Here is an 18641-nt window from a genome sequence, read left to right as displayed (position 1 = left end):
AATATCTGAAATAACAACAGAAAATTCAGTTAAATAAAAGTAGTTCCGTCCCAAATCCGATAAAACCTCATGCTGTCTGCCGGTTTTTATACTTTTCAAATCCCACTGACCGATCTAATGAGGGATCATCTTGAATTTCAAGACAAGGCTGATAATCTCTCCCACTGCCAGTTCCTTGCCCCTCTTTAATCCACTTATCGATTTTAGATGTTCTTTTTTTCGACACAAAAATGCCCCTTTAGATAATCATATCCAAAGGGGCAAAGCTTCACAACTTTTTTATAAACGTCGTGACTTTATTTTAAATTTACAATAATCTAGTTACTCTACCAATCTCCTACTCAACAGTAACAGACTTAGCTAAGTTACGTGGCTTATCAACGTCACATTCGCGGTGAAGCGCTGCGTAGTATGAGATAAGTTGGAATGGAATAACTGCTACTAGCGGTGCTAGTGCTTCGTGTACAGCTGGTAATACGAAGCTGTCACCTTCCATTTCTAAGCCTTTCATTGAGATGATACATGGGTTAGCTCCGCGTGCTACTACTTCTTTCACGTTACCACGAATTCCAAGGTTTACGTGCTCTTGTGTAGCAAGTGCGATAACTGGTGTACCGTTTTCGATTAAGGCAATTGTACCGTGTTTTAATTCTCCTCCAGCAAATCCTTCTGCCTGGATGTAAGAGATTTCTTTTAGTTTTAACGCACCTTCTAAACCTACGAAGAAGTCTACGCTACGTCCGATGAAGAAGCAGTTACGCGTTGTTGCTAAAAATTGTTTTGCTAATGCGTCCATCTCTTCTTTTTGATCACAAAGTACTACCATTGCATTTGCTACAAGTCCTAATTCATGTGTTAAATCGAAATCAAGAACCTCACCTTTTGCTTTTGCAATGTCAGCCGCTAAGATTGAAAGTACTGCAAGCTGTGCTGTGTATGCTTTCGTCGATGCAACTGCGATTTCTGGTCCCGCATATAACGGAAGTGTATAATCAGCTTCACGAGAAAGCGTAGAACCAGGTACGTTTGTAATTGTTAATGCTTTATGACCCATTTCATTTGTTTGCACAAGTACTGCACGGCTATCAGCTGTTTCACCACTTTGTGAAATGTAAATGAAGAATGGTCTTTCTGTTAATAATGGCATGTTGTAAGAGAATTCACTTGCTACATGTACTTCAACTGGTACTTTCGCAAATTTCTCAATGAATTGCTTTCCAACAAGACCTGCATGATAACTTGTTCCACATGCAATGATGTAAATGCGATCGCTATCTAAAATTGCGTTACGGATATCTTGATCTAATTCAATTTCCCCATTTTCATCTTGGTACTTTTGAATAATATTACGGATTACAAGTGGTTGCTCGTCGATTTCTTTTAGCATGAAATGAGGATACGTTCCTTTTTCAATATCACTTGCGTCTAATTCCGCTGTAAACGGTGCACGTTCAATCGTTTCACCTTGTAAGTTTTTAATTGTAATGCTTTCTTTTGTTACGATTACCATTTCTTTATCCATTAACTCGATAAATTGATCTGTAACTTGTAACATCGCCATAGCGTCGCTTGCAATAACATTAAAGTTATCACCAGCACCTACTAATAGCGGGCTTTTGTTTTTAGCAACATAAATCATGTTTGGATTTTCAGCATCAAGTAATCCGATTGCATAAGAGCCATGTAAAAGAGATAGCGTATTACGGAACGCTTCTTCTACACTTAGTCCTGTGCTCACTTGTTGTTCCATAAGTTGCACGATAATTTCTGTATCTGTTTCACTTACGAACGTTACATCTTGTAAATATTCCTTTTTCACTAACTCATAGTTTTCAATTACACCGTTATGAACTAGTGTAAAGCGTTTTGATGTACTTTGATGCGGATGCGCGTTTAGTTTGCTTGGAACACCGTGTGTAGCCCAGCGTGTGTGACCGATTCCCACGCTTGCTGCTACGTTCTCTTCTACGACTTCGCGAAGTTTTGCAATACGGCCTTTTTCTTTGTATACAACAACACCGTTCTCTGCTTGTACTGCAATACCTGCTGAATCATATCCGCGATATTCTAGCTTTTCTAAACCTTTTAATAAAATTTCCTTTGCATCTTGCTCTCCAATAAATCCTACGATTCCACACATGTTTAGTCGCCGTTACAAATGCTTACACTGCTTTGCGAACATGTAACGACATAGTCCGATACCATTTATTTATATTAAAAAAACGGATTACATATTGCTAGCCCTGTAAGCTTGTAACGGCTTTCACCTTCCTCTCGATTGGGTTAAAGTCCGTATATACTTATACAGCTAGTATTCATCCGTTCCTTTTCTCTCATCACACTTTCACCTTTGTCCACTAAGTCACCTTAATGTTTTAAGTAAAAGATTGCGGTTGTGATGAACAACCGGGAGTCATCCGCCGAAATCTCGATAAACTCCACCTCGTCAACTACACTACTTGTAGTTCTGGCGCTTTTATAATTTACAATATTTCCTTTGAGAAAAAGAACAAGACCATCGTATAACAAACAATATAAATCGTCAATGAAATTTTTTTCATTGTCTATAAAACATATGAAAAAGGAGCACTTTTTGTGCTCCTTTTAAATAAAACCAGCTAATTATTCAACGCCAACTTCAGCTTTCACAACTTCTACAATACGATGTACATACCCATCACAAATTTCTTGTGTCGGTGCTTCTGCCATTACACGAATAAGTGGTTCTGTTCCAGATGGACGAACAAGAATACGACCGTCTCCATTCATTTCTTCCTCTACAACACGAATAATTTCTTTAATTTTCTCATTTTCTAATGCTAGTTTTTTATCTGTTACACGAACGTTTACTAGTAATTGTGGGAATTTTGTCATCTCACCTGCAAGCTCAGATAATGGCTTTTTCGTCATTTTCATGATGTTTACAAGTTGAAGTGCACTTAACATTCCATCACCAGTTGTAATGTAATCAAGTAAGATAATATGACCTGATTGTTCTCCGCCCAGGTTATATCCACCACGTTTCATCTCTTCCATTACGTAGCGATCACCAACTGCTGTTTTATCACTTGTAATACCGTTTGCTTCAAGCGCTTTGTAGAAACCTAAGTTACTCATAACTGTTGAAACAACTGTATTATGTTTCAATTGACCAGTTTCTTTCATATACTTCGCGCAAATAAACATAATTTGATCGCCATCAACGATGTTTCCTTTTTCGTCTACTGCGATTAAACGGTCTCCGTCACCATCAAAAGCAAGACCAATGTCAGCACCTTTTTCTTTTACTAATTCAGCTAACACTTCTGGATGCGTAGAACCTACTCCAGCGTTAATATTCATACCGTTCGGTGAAGTTCCCATTGTTGAAATATCAGCTTCTAAATCTGCAAATAAATATGGAGCTAAAGAAGATGTAGCACCATGTGCACAATCTAAAGCAATATGTAAACCAGAGAAATCTTCCTCTACAGTTTGTTTAATGTATTGTAAATATTTTTGTCCACCTTCAAAGTAATCACTCACTTGTCCAAGGTTAGTACCTGTTGGACGTGGTAGCTCATCAACTTCTTTGTCTAATAACGCTTCAATTTCTGCTTCTTGCTCATCTGTTAATTTAAATCCATCTGAACCGAAGAACTTAATTCCATTATCTTGTACTGGGTTATGAGATGCAGAGATCATAACACCTGCTTGCGCCCCTAAAGCTTTTGTTAAATAAGCCACACCTGGTGTAGAAATAACACCAAGGCGCATTACTTCCGCTCCAGTTGATAATAGGCCTGCTACTAAAGCTCCTTCTAGCATATGTCCAGATACACGTGTATCACGGCCAATAATTACTTTTGGACGATCTGTATCTTTTGTTAATACATAGCCGCCAAAACGTCCTATTTTAAAAGCTAATTCAGGTGTTAATTCCTTATTTGCAACCCCACGTACTCCGTCTGTACCAAAATATTTACCCATTATTATTCGCTCCTTTTTCGTGCTCTTTTTGATTATCTACTGTTGGTTCTTGGCTTGGTTCTTGGCCATTTTCTTTGTCTTTTTCTTTGTCTTTGTCTTTTTCTTTTTCTTTATCTTTTTCCTGATCCTTTTCTGGATCTGGTTCAGGATTTTTTGGTTTTTCAGTTTGATTTTCTTGATTGTTTTTTGAATCTGGTTGTTCAATATTACCCTGTACTTCTTTATCCGGCTTTTCTTTCTTCACAATTGTGACTTTAGCACTTTTTTGTTTTGCTTCTATCGAAATATTACCAGGACCACTCACTTGAATAGAAACATCTTTCGTCCCCGGAGATACATTTTGCAGATTAATCGCCGCTGTTATTTGAGCAGCTGTTATTTTATCTACTATACTTGCTTCTCCTGAAATATCAACGCTTATCTTTCCATCTTGTGGCGAAAGTAGCTGCGCAGTAACATCATTCGGAATTCCACTTTTTTGAATCGGGATACCATCAATAGTTTTACTTTTCGTTTGTTTTACCTTTTGTACCCCTACGGAAACCTTCACTTGATTTGGTTTTGCACTTGTTACACCTTTTGGCAATAAAACAGAGGCATCGAATGTTGTAGAATCCGTCAATTGACTAAAATCTACCTCGACCCCCTCTATAGATTGTATATTATCCAAAATGTCTTTTGGACCTGCTATCGTTACTTCTCTTGGCTCAACGCTAATATTTGTAACAGTCAATCCTTCTGGCAAACTCCCCTTTTTCGTATACGTCACAGGAACAGTTTTTTCAGTATTATTGGCCGTAGCTTGCGTCGCCACATTCAATGTTACACTAATTTTAGATGGACTCGTTCTTACATTTAAACGTTTTCCTTCTTTATTGTATAATGTAACTTCGGCTGTTTTTGTAACAGTTTTATTAACACCTTTTAAATCAATATACGCCTTAGCAGATGAAATACTTTCAATTTCTTCTTTCGTCCCAACTACCTCAACAGTATCAGGTTTAATGTTTGATTTTTCGAGAGTAGAACCCGCTGGCATTTGATCCTCATTTGATAATTTTAAGTCTACATGAACGTATTTTCTCGCTTTTTCATGTAGAGTAATTTTAATTGTTGATGGCTGAACTGTTCCTTTCACATCATCTGGAAGCCCATTCGTTTTCAAAGAAACTTCATAAGTCCCTTTTTCGCTATCTCTCAAATCAACTGGTATATCAAATTGTTTTTTTGCTTTTGCTGTAGCAACTGCTGATTTTGGACCTTCCAACTTCACCTTGACTCCACCTGATGGAATACCACTTACAATATATTTCTCTTCATCATACTTCAGGGTAATAGGATAATCAGTTAATGTTTCTTTCGTTTCATTTACGAAAGGTAATATACTCGATGTCGTATTTTTTTCAGTTAAAGTTGCTGACATGAAAAGCATACACGCCAATAGTAATGAGATTCCTTTTAAAAACCAATGATTCTCCATTAACTTATCCATGACGCTTTCTCCTCCAATTCCATAAAGACGAAGAAGTCGTTTTTTCATTCCCACTAAATTCTGCTAACAACATGTCCTTCAGCTGTTCTGTCTTCAAATCACGATGTAACTTCCCGTTTTTCGTTAAAGAAATTTGGCCTGTTTCTTCCGACACAACTACTGTAATACTATCAGTGACTTCACTAACTCCCATTGCAGCGCGATGCCTAGTTCCTAACTCCTTAGAAATAAATGGGCTTTCTGATAACGGAAGGTAACATGCTGCTGCTTTAATTGTACTTCCCTGCATAATTACTGCTCCATCATGAAGAGGGGTATTAGGGATAAAAATATTAATGAGTAATTCCGATGACACATTTGCATTTAGCGGAATACCCGTTTCTACATAATCATCCACCCCAGTCTCTTTTGACAAAGTAATTAGTGCACCAATTCTACGTTTTCCCATATATTCCGTTGCTTTCGCTATCGCTGTTGCAACAATTTCAGGTTCATCGTCCTCGTGAGTTCCCACACGCGAAAATAAGCTACCCCGTCCTAGCTGCTCAAGTGCTCTTCTCAATTCTGGCTGGAAGATAATAATAACGGCTAAAAATCCCCACGTTAATACTTGTTCCGTTAGCCAATATAGCGTATGCAATTCAAGTAAAATACTAATCATCCGGACGACAATAATAACTGTAATACCTTTTAAAAGTTGCACAGCCTTCGTGCCCCGAATTATAAGAATTAGCTTATATATAATAAACCATACAACAGCAATATCTAATGCCGTACTAAGATATTTCAAAATGGTCGTATCTTCAAAAGGCATGCTAACCCTTCCTCCTACTTACGAGCAATTCTATCCATATATTGAAATATTATTTTATGCTCTATCTGTATGTATTTCCAACAACTAGTTAATTATACCATACATGAACCAAACGACAATTACAAACGCCCCCCCTTTAGCTTAAATTGGTAAGATGTCAAACTTTCTTATCCTACAGTATAATATAAGTCATTATTATACGCCTATTTTCAAATAAAAAAAGCAACTTCTCAGTTGCTTTTCTTACATTTATTTTAGTTTTTCACCGAATAAAGAACCCATTAAAGCAACCGCTGTTGTTGCTGTTCTATTTCTCTCATCTAAAATCGTATTTACTTCAACAAATTCAGCAGATGTAACAATATCAGCTTCTGCTAACATTTCCATCGCTAGGTGGCTTTCACGATACGATAAACCACCAATTACAGGCGTCCCAACTCCTGGTGCATCATGAGGATCAAGACCATCTAAATCTAATGATAAATGAACACCGTCAGTATGAGATAAGTAAGCAATTGTTTCTTCCATAACAGCCGTCATACCCATACGATCAATTTCATGCATTGAAAATACTTTAATGCCTTCATTACGAATAAAGTCTTTTTCCCCTTCATCTAATGCACGTGCACCTATAATTACAACGTTCTCTTTTTTTACTTTCGGGTATGCCCCGTATAAATCTACAAGTGAAGAATGTCCATAACCTAAACTTGCAGCAAGTGACATACCGTGAATATTTCCAGATGGTGATGTTTCTTCTGTATTTAAATCACCGTGTGCATCATACCAAATAACACCTAAATTTTTATAATGTTTCGCCACACCAGCTAGCGTACCAATAGCAATACTATGATCACCGCCTAATACAAGTGGAAAACGGCCTTCTTCTATAATATGATCAACCTTAGTCGCTAGTTCATTACATACAGTTGCAACTTGAGTAAGGTTTCGTAACTTTGTATTTTCATCTACTTCTTTTTCTCTCTCTATACATATATCTCCCATATCTTTTACGTCATATCCAATTTGTTCAATTCTTTCAACTACCCCTGCATAACGGATCGCGCTTGGTCCCATATCAACCCCGCGACGCATCTGTCCTAAATCCATTGGAACTCCAATAACTGAGATTTCTTTTTTCATAGATAGTATCCCCCTTTTATGCCTTCACTAAATATTTTAAATCTTTTATATAGTCTGACTCAACTCGACATTTTTCTGCATGGATATACATTTTATTCACTTATATTTACGTTGGATTCCCGATTTTTAAACTATTCTATGTATAAAGTTAACTTAATGAACCAACTAACTTTTCTATCAGCTAATATTTTTATCCGTGCCTTTCTCCATCAATACCTAGAATTACACAAAATATCCTCAAATAACTGAATTTAAAAAACACTTCTACACTTAGAAGCGTTTTTCTGATGCTAGTTTCCACACTGCTGCAATATTTTTTGCTGTCATTTCGATATTCTCTTCTGCCGCTTTATATGCTTCTTCTAATGTCATTGGGCTAGCCGTAATACTAAACACTGCATCAATTCCCTTTTCGTAAACAGTCGTATAATTCGAGGATACAGATCCACCAATAGCAATTACAGGAATATGACGACATTTCGCCCGCTTCGCGACACCAACAGGAGCTTTTCCATAAGCTGTTTGTTCATCTATCCTTCCCTCACCAGTTACAATAAGATCGGCACCCTCTATACACTTATCAAAATTTATATAATCTAATACAATTTCAATCCCTTTTCTTAGCTGTCCCTTTAATACTGCAACGACAGCGGCTCCCATTCCTCCAGCTGCCCCTGCACCAGGTATTAGGGACACATCAAAAGATACGTACTGTTTAAGTATATTAGCATAATGTTTTAAATTCCCGTCTAGCTCTTTCATCATCTCTACATTCGCACCCTTTTGTCTCCCAAATACAAAAGATGCTCCCTTTGGTCCAACTAATGGATTGTCGACATCACATGCTGCTTCTAGCTTTATATCCTTCAAACGTGTATCCATACGAGAAAGGTTAAGAGCAGTAATCAAATGTAATGTTCCTCCAGAGGGCTCAATTACTTCACCTTTCCTATTAATAAACTCTACGCCTAAAGCAGACAACATACCTGCCCCACCATCATTTGTAGCACTTCCTCCAAGCCCTAAAATAATGTGTTTAGCTCCTTGATCTAATGCATGTAATATCAGTTCACCTGTCCCTTTTGTCGTTGTAATAAGTGGGTTTCTCTTTTCAATTGGAACGTGTTGTAATCCTGATGCTGCCGCCATTTCAATAAATGCTGTCTCCTTATCCTTAGACATACCATAATAGGCTTGCACACTCTCCCCAAGCGGCCCTGTCACATTAAGTGATATAATTCCCCCCATTGTAGCACCAACAAGAGATTCGACCGTTCCTTCACCTCCATCTCCAATTGGTACTTTAACGTACTCTGCTTTAGGAAAAACTGCTGCAAAGCCCCTTTCAATAGCTTCACATACCTCTATAGCTTTCAGGCTTTCTTTATATGAATCCGATGCAATGACAACTTTCATAATTATCCCCCCTTATTCAATCCCTTTTTTCATTTTAAACGATATACGGAAAAGTTTCCTTTTTGAGTGGAATTTAAACACAAAAAAAGCTTACATCATTTGATGTAAGCTTTTCCTATTTATATGGAGCCTAGCGGGATCGAACCGCTGACCTCCTGCGTGCAAGGCAGGCGCTCTCCCAGCTGAGCTAAGGCCCCTTAGTAATTAAGCGGAAGACGGGATTCGAACCCGCGACCCCAACCTTGGCAAGGTTGTATTCTACCACTGAACTACTTCCGCGAAAATGGTGAGCCATGAAGGATTCGAACCTTCGACCCTCTGATTAAAAGTCAGATGCTCTACCAACTGAGCTAATGGCTCGTAAATGGCTGGGCTAGCTGGATTCGAACCAGCGCATGACGGAGTCAAAGTCCGTTGCCTTACCGCTTGGCTATAGCCCATTAATATTTACTAGTATGGTTATCTTTTCAAAAAAATAAACCCTCTCAGGTTATTTTAAAGAAAATGGTGGAGGGGGGCAGATTCGAACTGCCGAACCCAAAGGAGCGGATTTACAGTCCGCCGCGTTTAGCCACTTCGCTACCCCTCCGACATTTAAAAATATATGGTGGAGGATGACGGGATCGAACCGCCGACCCCCTGCTTGTAAGGCAGGTGCTCTCCCAGCTGAGCTAATCCTCCAAAAGTGGTGACCCGTACGGGATTCGAACCCGTGTTACCGCCGTGAAAGGGCGGTGTCTTAACCACTTGACCAACGGGCCAAAAAAAAACAAAACTTTTCCCAAGCTTCCAACCGGGCTTGAACCGGTGACCTCTTCCTTACCATGGAAGTACTCTACCAGCTGAGCTATGGAAGCATAATGGCTCCGCAGGTAGGAATCGAACCTACGACCGATCGGTTAACAGCCGATAGCTCTACCGCTGAGCTACTGCGGAATAATATAAGCCTGGCAACGTCCTACTCTCACAGGGACAAGGTCCCAACTACCATCGGCGCTAGAGAGCTTAACTTCCGTGTTCGGTATGGGAACGGGTGTGACCTCTCTGCCATCATTACCAGACTTTTATCATTATACACATTCTTTTGAGAATGTCCAAAGGAATTTTAAATATATATTCCTTCAAAACTAGATAACATTAGCTTCATATTATATGGTTAAGTCCTCGATCTATTAGTATTCGTCAGCTCCACATGTCACCATGCTTCCACCTCGAACCTATCAACCTGATCATCTTTCAGGGATCTTACTAGCTTACGCTATGGGAAATCTCATCTTGAGGGGGGCTTCATGCTTAGATGCTTTCAGCACTTATCCCTTCCGCACATAGCTACCCAGCTATGCCCTTGGCAGAACAACTGGTACACCAGCGGTGCGTCCATCCCGGTCCTCTCGTACTAAGGACAGCTCCTCTCAAATTTCCTGCGCCCACGACGGATAGGGACCGAACTGTCTCACGACGTTCTGAACCCAGCTCGCGTACCGCTTTAATGGGCGAACAGCCCAACCCTTGGGACCGACTACAGCCCCAGGATGCGATGAGCCGACATCGAGGTGCCAAACCTCCCCGTCGATGTGGACTCTTGGGGGAGATAAGCCTGTTATCCCCGGGGTAGCTTTTATCCGTTGAGCGATGGCCCTTCCATGCGGAACCACCGGATCACTAAGCCCGACTTTCGTCCCTGCTCGACTTGTAGGTCTCGCAGTCAAGCTCCCTTATGCCTTTGCACTCTACGAATGATTTCCAACCATTCTGAGGGAACCTTTGGGCGCCTCCGTTACACTTTAGGAGGCGACCGCCCCAGTCAAACTGCCCACCTGACACTGTCTCCCGGGTCGATAAGACCCGTAGGTTAGAATTTCAATACAGTCAGGGCGGTATCCCACCAGCGCCTCCACCGAAGCTAGCGCTCCGGTTTCAATGGCTCCCGCCTATCCTGTACAAACTGTACCAAAATTCAATATCAGGCTACAGTAAAGCTCCACGGGGTCTTTCCGTCCTGTCGCGGGTAACCTGCATCTTCACAGGTACTATAATTTCACCGAGTCTCTGGTTGAGACAGTGCCCAAATCGTTACACCTTTCGTGCGGGTCGGAACTTACCCGACAAGGAATTTCGCTACCTTAGGACCGTTATAGTTACGGCCGCCGTTTACTGGGGCTTCAGTTCAGAGCTTCGCTTACGCTAACCCCTCTCCTTAACCTTCCAGCACCGGGCAGGTGTCAGCCCCTATACTTCGCCTTACGGCTTCGCAGAGACCTGTGTTTTTGCTAAACAGTCGCTTGGGCCTATTCACTGCGGCTTTCCGTTAAGAAAGCACCCCTTCTCCCGAAGTTACGGGGTCATTTTGCCGAGTTCCTTAACCAGAGTTCTCTCGCACACCTTAGGATTCTCTCCTCGCCTACCTGTGTCGGTTTGCGGTACAGGCACCTTTTATCTCGCTAGAAGCTTTTCTTGGCAGCGGGGAATCAAAGACTTCGCTCCATAAGGAGCTTCCCCATCACAGCTCAGCCTTCACGATAAGCGGATTTGCCTACTTATCAGCCTAACTGCTTGGACGTGCACAACCAATCGCACGCTTCTTCTATCCTTCTGCGTCCCTCCATTGCTCAAACGATAAAGAGGTGGTACAGGAATATCAACCTGTTGTCCATCGCCTACGCCTGTCGGCCTCGGCTTAGGTCCTGACTAACCCTGAGCGGACGAGCCTTCCTCAGGAAACCTTAGGCATTCGGTGGACGGGATTCTCACCCGTCTTTCGCTACTCATACCGGCATTCTCACTTCTAAGCGCTCCACCAGTCCTTCCGGTCTGACTTCACTGCACTTAGAACGCTCCCCTACCACTGATACCATTGGTATCAATTCGCAGCTTCGGTGGTGTATTTAGCCCCGGTACATTTTCGGCGCAGAGTCACTCGACTAGTGAGCTATTACGCACTCTTTAAATGGTGGCTGCTTCTGAGCCAACATCCTAGTTGTCTAAGCAACTCCACATCCTTTTCCACTTAATACACACTTTGGGACCTTAGCTGGCGATCTGGGCTGTTTCCCTCTTGACTACGGATCTTATCACTCGCAGTCTGACTCCTAAGGATAAGTCATTGGCATTCGGAGTTTGACTGAATTCGGTAATCCGATGAGGACCCCTAGTTCAATCAGTGCTCTACCTCCAAGACTCTTACACTTAAGGCTAGCCCTAAAGCTATTTCGGGGAGAACCAGCTATCTCCAGGTTCGATTGGAATTTCTCCGCTACCCACACCTCATCCCCGCACTTTTCAACGTGCGTGGGTTCGGGCCTCCATTCAGTGTTACCTGAACTTCACCCTGGACATGGGTAGATCACCTGGTTTCGGGTCTACGACCACGTACTAAACGCCCTATTCAGACTCGCTTTCGCTGCGGCTCCGCCTCTTCAGCTTAACCTCGCACGGGATCGTAACTCGCCGGTTCATTCTACAAAAGGCACGCCATCACCCATTAACGGGCTCTGACTATTTGTAGGCACACGGTTTCAGGATCTCTTTCACTCCCCTTCCGGGGTGCTTTTCACCTTTCCCTCACGGTACTGGTTCACTATCGATCACTAGGGAGTATTTAGCCTTGGGAGATGGTCCTCCCAGATTCCGACGGAATTTCACGTGTTCCGCCGTACTCAGGATACATTCAAGAGAGAACGAAGTTTCGACTACGGGGTTATTACCCTCTGTGACGGACCTTTCCAGGTCGCTTCGTCTACCTCGTTCCTTTGTAACTCCGTATAGAATGTCCTACAACCCCAAGAGGCAAGCCTCTTGGTTTGGGCTAGATTCCGTTTCGCTCGCCGCTACTCAGGAAATCGCATTTGCTTTCTCTTCCTCCAGGTACTTAGATGTTTCAGTTCCCTGGGTCTGTCTTCCATACCCTATGTATTCAGGTAAGGATACCATACCATTACGTATAGTGGGTTTCCCCATTCGGAAATCTTCGGATCAAAGCTTACTTACAGCTCCCCGAAGCATATCGGCGTTAGTCCCGTCCTTCATCGACTCCTAGTGTCAAGGCATCCACCGTGCGCCCTTTCTAACTTAACCAAACTAAAATTAAAAAAATATGAGCTACACTGTTATCTAGTTTTCAAAGAACATACATTTAAACTTGAGAGATAGTTCTCTCAAAACTGAACGAAACAAAACAAGTCAACGTTTATTGATGAACTGCGTTCATCAATTCTCCATAGAAAGGAGGTGATCCAGCCGCACCTTCCGATACGGCTACCTTGTTACGACTTCACCCCAATCATCTGTCCCACCTTAGGCGGCTGGCTCCATAAAGGTTACCCCACCGACTTCGGGTGTTACAAACTCTCGTGGTGTGACGGGCGGTGTGTACAAGGCCCGGGAACGTATTCACCGCGGCATGCTGATCCGCGATTACTAGCGATTCCAGCTTCATGTAGGCGAGTTGCAGCCTACAATCCGAACTGAGAACGGTTTTATGAGATTAGCTCCACCTCGCGGTCTTGCAGCTCTTTGTACCGTCCATTGTAGCACGTGTGTAGCCCAGGTCATAAGGGGCATGATGATTTGACGTCATCCCCACCTTCCTCCGGTTTGTCACCGGCAGTCACCTTAGAGTGCCCAACTTAATGATGGCAACTAAGATCAAGGGTTGCGCTCGTTGCGGGACTTAACCCAACATCTCACGACACGAGCTGACGACAACCATGCACCACCTGTCACTCTGCTCCCGAAGGAGAAGCTCTATCTCTAGAGTTTTCAGAGGATGTCAAGACCTGGTAAGGTTCTTCGCGTTGCTTCGAATTAAACCACATGCTCCACCGCTTGTGCGGGCCCCCGTCAATTCCTTTGAGTTTCAGCCTTGCGGCCGTACTCCCCAGGCGGAGTGCTTAATGCGTTAACTTCAGCACTAAAGGGCGGAAACCCTCTAACACTTAGCACTCATCGTTTACGGCGTGGACTACCAGGGTATCTAATCCTGTTTGCTCCCCACGCTTTCGCGCCTCAGTGTCAGTTACAGACCAGAAAGTCGCCTTCGCCACTGGTGTTCCTCCATATCTCTACGCATTTCACCGCTACACATGGAATTCCACTTTCCTCTTCTGCACTCAAGTCTCCCAGTTTCCAATGACCCTCCACGGTTGAGCCGTGGGCTTTCACATCAGACTTAAGAAACCACCTGCGCGCGCTTTACGCCCAATAATTCCGGATAACGCTTGCCACCTACGTATTACCGCGGCTGCTGGCACGTAGTTAGCCGTGGCTTTCTGGTTAGGTACCGTCAAGGTGCCAGCTTATTCAACTAGCACTTGTTCTTCCCTAACAACAGAGTTTTACGACCCGAAAGCCTTCATCACTCACGCGGCGTTGCTCCGTCAGACTTTCGTCCATTGCGGAAGATTCCCTACTGCTGCCTCCCGTAGGAGTCTGGGCCGTGTCTCAGTCCCAGTGTGGCCGATCACCCTCTCAGGTCGGCTACGCATCGTCGCCTTGGTGAGCCGTTACCTCACCAACTAGCTAATGCGACGCGGGTCCATCCATAAGTGACAGCCGAAGCCGCCTTTCAATTTCGAACTATGCAGTTCAAAATATTATCCGGTATTAGCCCCGGTTTCCCGGAGTTATCCCAGTCTTATGGGTAGGTTACCCACGTGTTACTCACCCGTCCGCCGCTAACTTCATAAGAGCAAGCTCTTAATCCATTCGCTCGACTTGCATGTATTAGGCACGCCGCCAGCGTTCATCCTGAGCCAGGATCAAACTCTCCAATAAAGTTAGTTTGTCTAGCATCTAAAAATAAAAATTGACGTTCACGTTGTTTGTTTCGTTCAGTTTTCAAAGAACTACTTAGTCGCTCATTTGCGACTTCCTTATGTTAACATCTTCATTTTTCGATGTCAACTAAGTTTTTTAATTTCTTTTTTGTCGTTTTCTGCGTTTCTGCATCAGCGACGTTTATTAATTTATCATATCCTTACTCTTAGCGTCAACACTTTTTAATAAAAAATTCTTTTTCTTACATAACGAATACATTCTTCCCTATTAGCAACTCTCCGAAATAAACAAAAAATGATTTTATACCTTTCTTCCATCGCCTTTTTTACAACGCTATGTATACGCTCATCTTCAAAATCAAATAAAAGTTCCTCTAACTCTCTCTTCAGTATGTATTCCATTTCTTTTTTCTCTTCCTTCGTCAACATAATCCCAAGCAAATTATCACCTCAATAACTCCTTACGTGTACCGATAAACGCCCCACTCATTTTCAATTATCAATAATGTATCACCAAAAACAAAATTCTATCACTCATTATATCCACCACTTACGATATTAATCCCTTGTTCTCTTTTTTAAATTTAAAGCATATATGTAACTGAAAAGGATTGGACAAAGGGGCGTAATATTATGTTTTTCTTTTTTATTACGAGTAAAAGAACATTTAAACACATTAGCTTAATAGTCGTACTTTCCTTATTTACAGCATGGCTACTCTTTTTAAAAACATATTCACATGAATCTGCTTTTTCAACTGCTACTGGCCCTAAAGTGATTTACAAAGGGGACACTGCAAAAAAACAAGTTGCATTCACGTTTGACATTAGCTGGGGGGACAAAAAAGCTATTCCAATCCTTAATACACTCAAAGAAAGAGAAATTAAGAATGCAACCTTCTTTCTCTCTGCTGCATGGGCTGAAAGACACCCTGATATTGTCGAACGCATCATGAAAGATGGACATGAGATTGGTAGTATGGGCTATAATTACACATCCTACACTTCACTAGAAGCAAATGAAATACGACGAGATCTTTTGCGGGCACAAGATGTTTTTACGAAACTTGGCGTAAAACAAGTCAAGCTATTACGTCCACCTAGTGGCGATTTTAACAAAACAACTCTTAAAATAGCGGAATCACTCGGATACACCATCGTTCATTGGAGTAACAATTCAAATGACTGGAAAAATCCCGGCGTAAATAAAATCATTTCCACAGTCTCTAGCAATTTAAAGGGTGGAGATATCGTCTTATTACATGCTTCTGATTCTGCCCTTCAAACAAATAAGGCTTTACCATTACTCTTACAAAAATTAAAGAGCGACGGATATGAACAAACATCTGTATCACAACTTATTTCCAACACAAGTACAAAAAGTGAAGATATTAAGTAGTTCCTTTCTACACGGTTCTTCACACATAAAAAGCTCTGCTATCTTTTGTTAAGATAGCAGAGCTTTTTTATCCTAGCATTTACAGACGATAAGAATCTGGATAATTAAAAATCCACTCTCCTCATTAAGCTGACTTACTCTTTTGTCCAATTAAACGATGCAATACAAGTAACTGATATGAATTACATAATAAAAGTGGTATCACCATTAAATATAACCAATCTGTATCATTAATCCGGAGCGCTGGTACCCATTCAAGAATTGTTACAACAACCATAAAGAACAGAGCGGGAACAAATGCTTTTTTATTCGTTTCTTTACTCTTTATATAAGCGACAATTGCCCCAAACACAAATAACATCCCAGCAACAAGTATGTTATTCCCTAATGAAACTTCCCCATTTGCAACAAGTACTGACCTTAGATAAACGAAATCAAATAATACGAACGCAATAAAGAACAGTTGCACTGTATTCCATAAAGAAGATGACCGAAACATCCCTAATCCAAAACGATGGATCGTTAAATACGCAAAGAACCCCATTTGACTTATAACACTAAAAATAAACCCTACGCCCATCAACCAAAAGGAAATTGCTAAAATCTCTTTTCCGTCGAAATTTTGAAAAAATTTAGCGTACTTGTCCCACTCTAAAACAAAACCAATAAAGACTGTGCTAATCCCACCAAGAAACAACGTCGTAAAAAATAGTCGTACCCACTTGCGGCTATTCACAACACATCCCCCATTATTCTTATATTTCTAATTAAATTGTAACAATGACAATTTCAAAAAGCTAGCCATGTTAATGTATAAATTCCTTAAAGAGATTTATATTAAAAAAAGAGAACTTTGCTGAAAGGAGCTCCAACTTATGAAACGGATGCTGCTCGTTTTGATTTCTTCTTTTCTATTTATAGCACTAGCGGCATGTGCACAAGAAAAAGAAGCAAAATCCGAACTTGATTATGATCAAACAAAAAAAATGATTGTTGATATTTTAAAAACCGATCAAGGAAAAAAAGCGATCCAAGATGTATTAACTGATGAAAAAATGAAACAAGCACTCATACTAGATGAAACAGTAGTAAAGAAAACGATTGAAGATGCACTGGTATCTGAAAAAGGGCAACAATTCTGGGAAAAGCTCTTTAAAGACCCTGAGTTCTCATCGAAATTTGCTAAAAGTATGGGAAAAGAACAAACAAACTTAATGAAAACTTTACTAAAAGATCCTGAATACCAATCAGGTGTTATAGAGATTATGAAAAATCCTGAAGTAGAGAAAATCATGTTACAAACAATGAAGAGTAAAGAATATCGTCAATATTTACAGCAAGTACTAACTGAAACTGCCGAAAGTCCTCTCTTCCAAGCTAAGATGATTGACATCATTAGTAAAGGTGTACAAAAAGCCGAAAAAGGCGGGTCTGATAAGAAAGGCGCAGGTGGTGAAGGCGGTTCTCAAGATGGGAACAAAGAACAATAATAAAAATTATAGCACTGAGTGGACAATGTATATATTGTCCACTCATTACTACTTTAGTTTTGCGCGACAGCTGTTTTATCAATAACTGTCTCAGCTATCGTACGATAAATGAGACCCGTTGTATGTGTATCTTCATATACTGACGGCGCAAAGTCCTCTTTATTCCAATCAGGTTGTTGAAGTGGAATTCGGCCAAGTATATCCGTTTGGAGTTCCGTAGCCAATTTATCTCCTCCACCTCTTCCAAACACATACTCTTTTTCACCAGTTGCTTTACTTTCAAAATACGCCATATTTTCAACAACACCAAGAATACTATGTTCTGTACGTAAAGCCATGGCTCCAGCGCGCGCTGCTACAAATGCCGCTGTTGGATGCGGCGTTGTTACAATAATCTCTTTACAAGCCGGCAACATCGAATGTACATCTAAAGCAACATCACCCGTACCTGGTGGTAGGTCCAATACTAAGTAATCTAAATCACCCCACTCTACTTCTGTGAAAAAGTGATTTAACATTTTCCCAAGCATCGGTCCTCTCCAAATAACAGGTGCGTTATCTTCTACAAAGAATCCCATTGAGATTACTTTCACGCCTAGACGCTCCACTGGTATTATCTTATCACCTCTTACGATTGGACGTTTTTCTATACCCATCATATCCGGTACACTAAAACCGTAAATATCCGCGTCGATGATACCAACCTTTTTGCCTAAACGAGCTAAAGCAATTGCAAGGTTAACAGAAACAGTTGATTTCCCTACTCCACCTTTTCCACTTGCCACTGCTAAAAATGTTGTATTTGAGTTCGGTGATAATAAGGATTCACTTTTCTCTTCCTCTTGCGGTGGTGCAAACTGAGCTAATTCCTCTTCTGTAAATTCTGCAAAACGAAGTCCAACTGTTGTTGCTCCAAGTTCTTTTACTAACTTTACAATTCCAGACTGCAACTGCATTTGTTCCGCTGTACCCGTCTTTACAATTGCAATTTTAACACTTACATGTTCCTTCTCAGGCTTGACTGTCACCTCTTTAATTGCATTTGTTTCTTTTAACGTTTTATGTATAAACGGATCTACAATCCCTTCCAATGCTTCCACTACCTGCTCTTTTGTTACCATAATTAGCCCAGCCCCCTGTATGAA

General features: G+C 41.2%; 12 protein-coding genes, 9 tRNA genes, 3 rRNA genes and 1 pseudogene. 2 read left to right on the top strand and 23 right to left on the bottom strand.

The annotated features are described in order from the left end of the window. Nucleotides 1-67: 67 nt before the first annotated feature. The 21 genes and pseudogenes from JFT95_RS25975 to JFT95_RS25880 form a co-directional block, all read right to left on the bottom strand. Nucleotides 68-226: a hypothetical protein gene (locus tag JFT95_RS25975; protein WP_235610166.1), complete on the bottom strand. Its 159-nt coding sequence runs from the start codon at nucleotides 224-226 to the stop codon at nucleotides 68-70. Nucleotides 227-337: 111 nt separating this feature from the next. After that, nucleotides 338-2140: a glutamine--fructose-6-phosphate transaminase (isomerizing) gene (gene glmS, locus JFT95_RS25970; protein WP_063218217.1), complete on the bottom strand. Its 1803-nt coding sequence runs from the start codon at nucleotides 2138-2140 to the stop codon at nucleotides 338-340. Nucleotides 2141-2152: 12 nt separating this feature from the next. Beyond that, nucleotides 2153-2337: pseudogene (locus JFT95_RS30165) on the bottom strand (hypothetical protein). Between the two features lie 285 nt (nucleotides 2338-2622). Then, a complete protein-coding gene (gene glmM, locus JFT95_RS25965) occupies nucleotides 2623-3969 on the bottom strand; it encodes a phosphoglucosamine mutase (protein WP_002091472.1) in 1347 nt (448 codons plus the stop codon). Beyond that, a complete protein-coding gene (locus JFT95_RS25960) occupies nucleotides 3962-5461 on the bottom strand; it encodes a CdaR family protein (protein ID WP_201053521.1) in 1500 nt (499 codons plus the stop codon). The genes glmM and JFT95_RS25960 overlap by 8 nt, the downstream gene beginning before the upstream one ends. After that, complete coding sequence (gene cdaA / locus JFT95_RS25955) at nucleotides 5454-6275, bottom strand: diadenylate cyclase CdaA (protein WP_002191712.1); 822 nt, start codon at nucleotides 6273-6275, stop codon at nucleotides 5454-5456. The genes JFT95_RS25960 and cdaA overlap by 8 nt, the downstream gene beginning before the upstream one ends. Nucleotides 6276-6524: 249 nt before the next feature. Continuing rightward, nucleotides 6525-7418, bottom strand: a complete 894-nt coding sequence (gene rocF, locus JFT95_RS25950) for an arginase (protein WP_002009861.1) — start codon at nucleotides 7416-7418, stop codon at nucleotides 6525-6527. 270 nt (nucleotides 7419-7688) lie between these two features. Further along, complete coding sequence (locus JFT95_RS25945) at nucleotides 7689-8834, bottom strand: glycerate kinase (protein ID WP_078185454.1); 1146 nt, start codon at nucleotides 8832-8834, stop codon at nucleotides 7689-7691. Between the two features lie 124 nt (nucleotides 8835-8958). After that, nucleotides 8959-9031: transfer RNA gene (locus JFT95_RS25940), tRNA-Ala, on the bottom strand. Nucleotides 9032-9041: 10 nt separating this feature from the next. After that, nucleotides 9042-9113 (bottom strand) — tRNA-Gly (locus JFT95_RS25935). A gap of 5 nt (nucleotides 9114-9118) precedes the next feature. After that, nucleotides 9119-9194, bottom strand: a tRNA-Lys gene (locus JFT95_RS25930). A 5-nt stretch (nucleotides 9195-9199) separates the two neighbouring features. After that, nucleotides 9200-9274 (bottom strand) — tRNA-Gln (locus JFT95_RS25925). 65 nt (nucleotides 9275-9339) lie between these two features. Further along, a tRNA-Tyr gene (locus tag JFT95_RS25920) sits at nucleotides 9340-9423 on the bottom strand. 16 nt (nucleotides 9424-9439) lie between these two features. Then, nucleotides 9440-9515 (bottom strand) — tRNA-Val (locus JFT95_RS25915). Nucleotides 9516-9520: 5 nt separating this feature from the next. Further along, a tRNA-Glu gene (locus JFT95_RS25910) sits at nucleotides 9521-9595 on the bottom strand. A 23-nt stretch (nucleotides 9596-9618) separates the two neighbouring features. Next, nucleotides 9619-9691: transfer RNA gene (locus JFT95_RS25905), tRNA-Thr, on the bottom strand. Between the two features lie 4 nt (nucleotides 9692-9695). Next, a tRNA-Asn gene (locus JFT95_RS25900) sits at nucleotides 9696-9770 on the bottom strand. Between the two features lie 9 nt (nucleotides 9771-9779). Further along, nucleotides 9780-9895: ribosomal RNA gene (rrf, locus tag JFT95_RS25895) — 5S ribosomal RNA — on the bottom strand. A gap of 91 nt (nucleotides 9896-9986) precedes the next feature. Next, nucleotides 9987-12908, bottom strand: a 23S ribosomal RNA gene (locus tag JFT95_RS25890). Between the two features lie 146 nt (nucleotides 12909-13054). Then, nucleotides 13055-14606 (bottom strand): 16S ribosomal RNA (locus JFT95_RS25885). Together the 16S, 23S and 5S rRNA genes with 9 tRNA genes alongside form the textbook arrangement of a ribosomal RNA operon. Nucleotides 14607-14830: 224 nt before the next feature. Further along, complete coding sequence (locus JFT95_RS25880) at nucleotides 14831-15049, bottom strand: hypothetical protein (RefSeq protein ID WP_002139933.1); 219 nt, start codon at nucleotides 15047-15049, stop codon at nucleotides 14831-14833. Nucleotides 15050-15241: 192 nt separating this feature from the next. Between JFT95_RS25880 and pdaB the strand changes: the two genes are divergently transcribed. After that, entirely contained in the window at nucleotides 15242-16006 is a 765-nt protein-coding gene (gene pdaB, locus JFT95_RS25875) for a polysaccharide deacetylase family sporulation protein PdaB (RefSeq protein ID WP_002029332.1), read from the top strand. Nucleotides 16007-16130: 124 nt separating this feature from the next. Here the strand turns inward: pdaB and kbaA are convergent, their stop codons facing one another. Beyond that, nucleotides 16131-16742 (bottom strand): KinB signaling pathway activation protein KbaA, encoded by a 612-nt coding sequence (gene kbaA / locus JFT95_RS25870; RefSeq protein ID WP_002124701.1) that lies wholly within the window; start codon nucleotides 16740-16742, stop codon nucleotides 16131-16133. A 139-nt stretch (nucleotides 16743-16881) separates the two neighbouring features. On the opposite strand from kbaA, the gene gerD reads away from it, so the two are divergent. Then, nucleotides 16882-17496, top strand: coding sequence for a spore germination lipoprotein GerD (gene gerD, locus JFT95_RS25865; protein ID WP_002009716.1), 615 nt, complete (start codon nucleotides 16882-16884; stop codon nucleotides 17494-17496). Nucleotides 17497-17549: 53 nt separating this feature from the next. Here the strand turns inward: gerD and JFT95_RS25860 are convergent, their stop codons facing one another. Next, on the bottom strand, nucleotides 17550-18617 hold the full coding sequence (locus JFT95_RS25860) for an Mrp/NBP35 family ATP-binding protein (RefSeq protein ID WP_002029334.1): 1068 nt from the start codon (nucleotides 18615-18617) through the stop codon (nucleotides 17550-17552). Between the last annotated feature and the right edge of the window lie 24 nt (nucleotides 18618-18641).

This window comes from Bacillus sp. TH17, assembly GCF_016651125.1.
GTDB classification, from domain to species: domain Bacteria; phylum Bacillota; class Bacilli; order Bacillales; family Bacillaceae_G; genus Bacillus_A; species Bacillus_A mycoides.
Note: the sequence above shows the minus strand (reverse complement) of the source record. Positions and strands in the feature narration are given on the sequence as shown.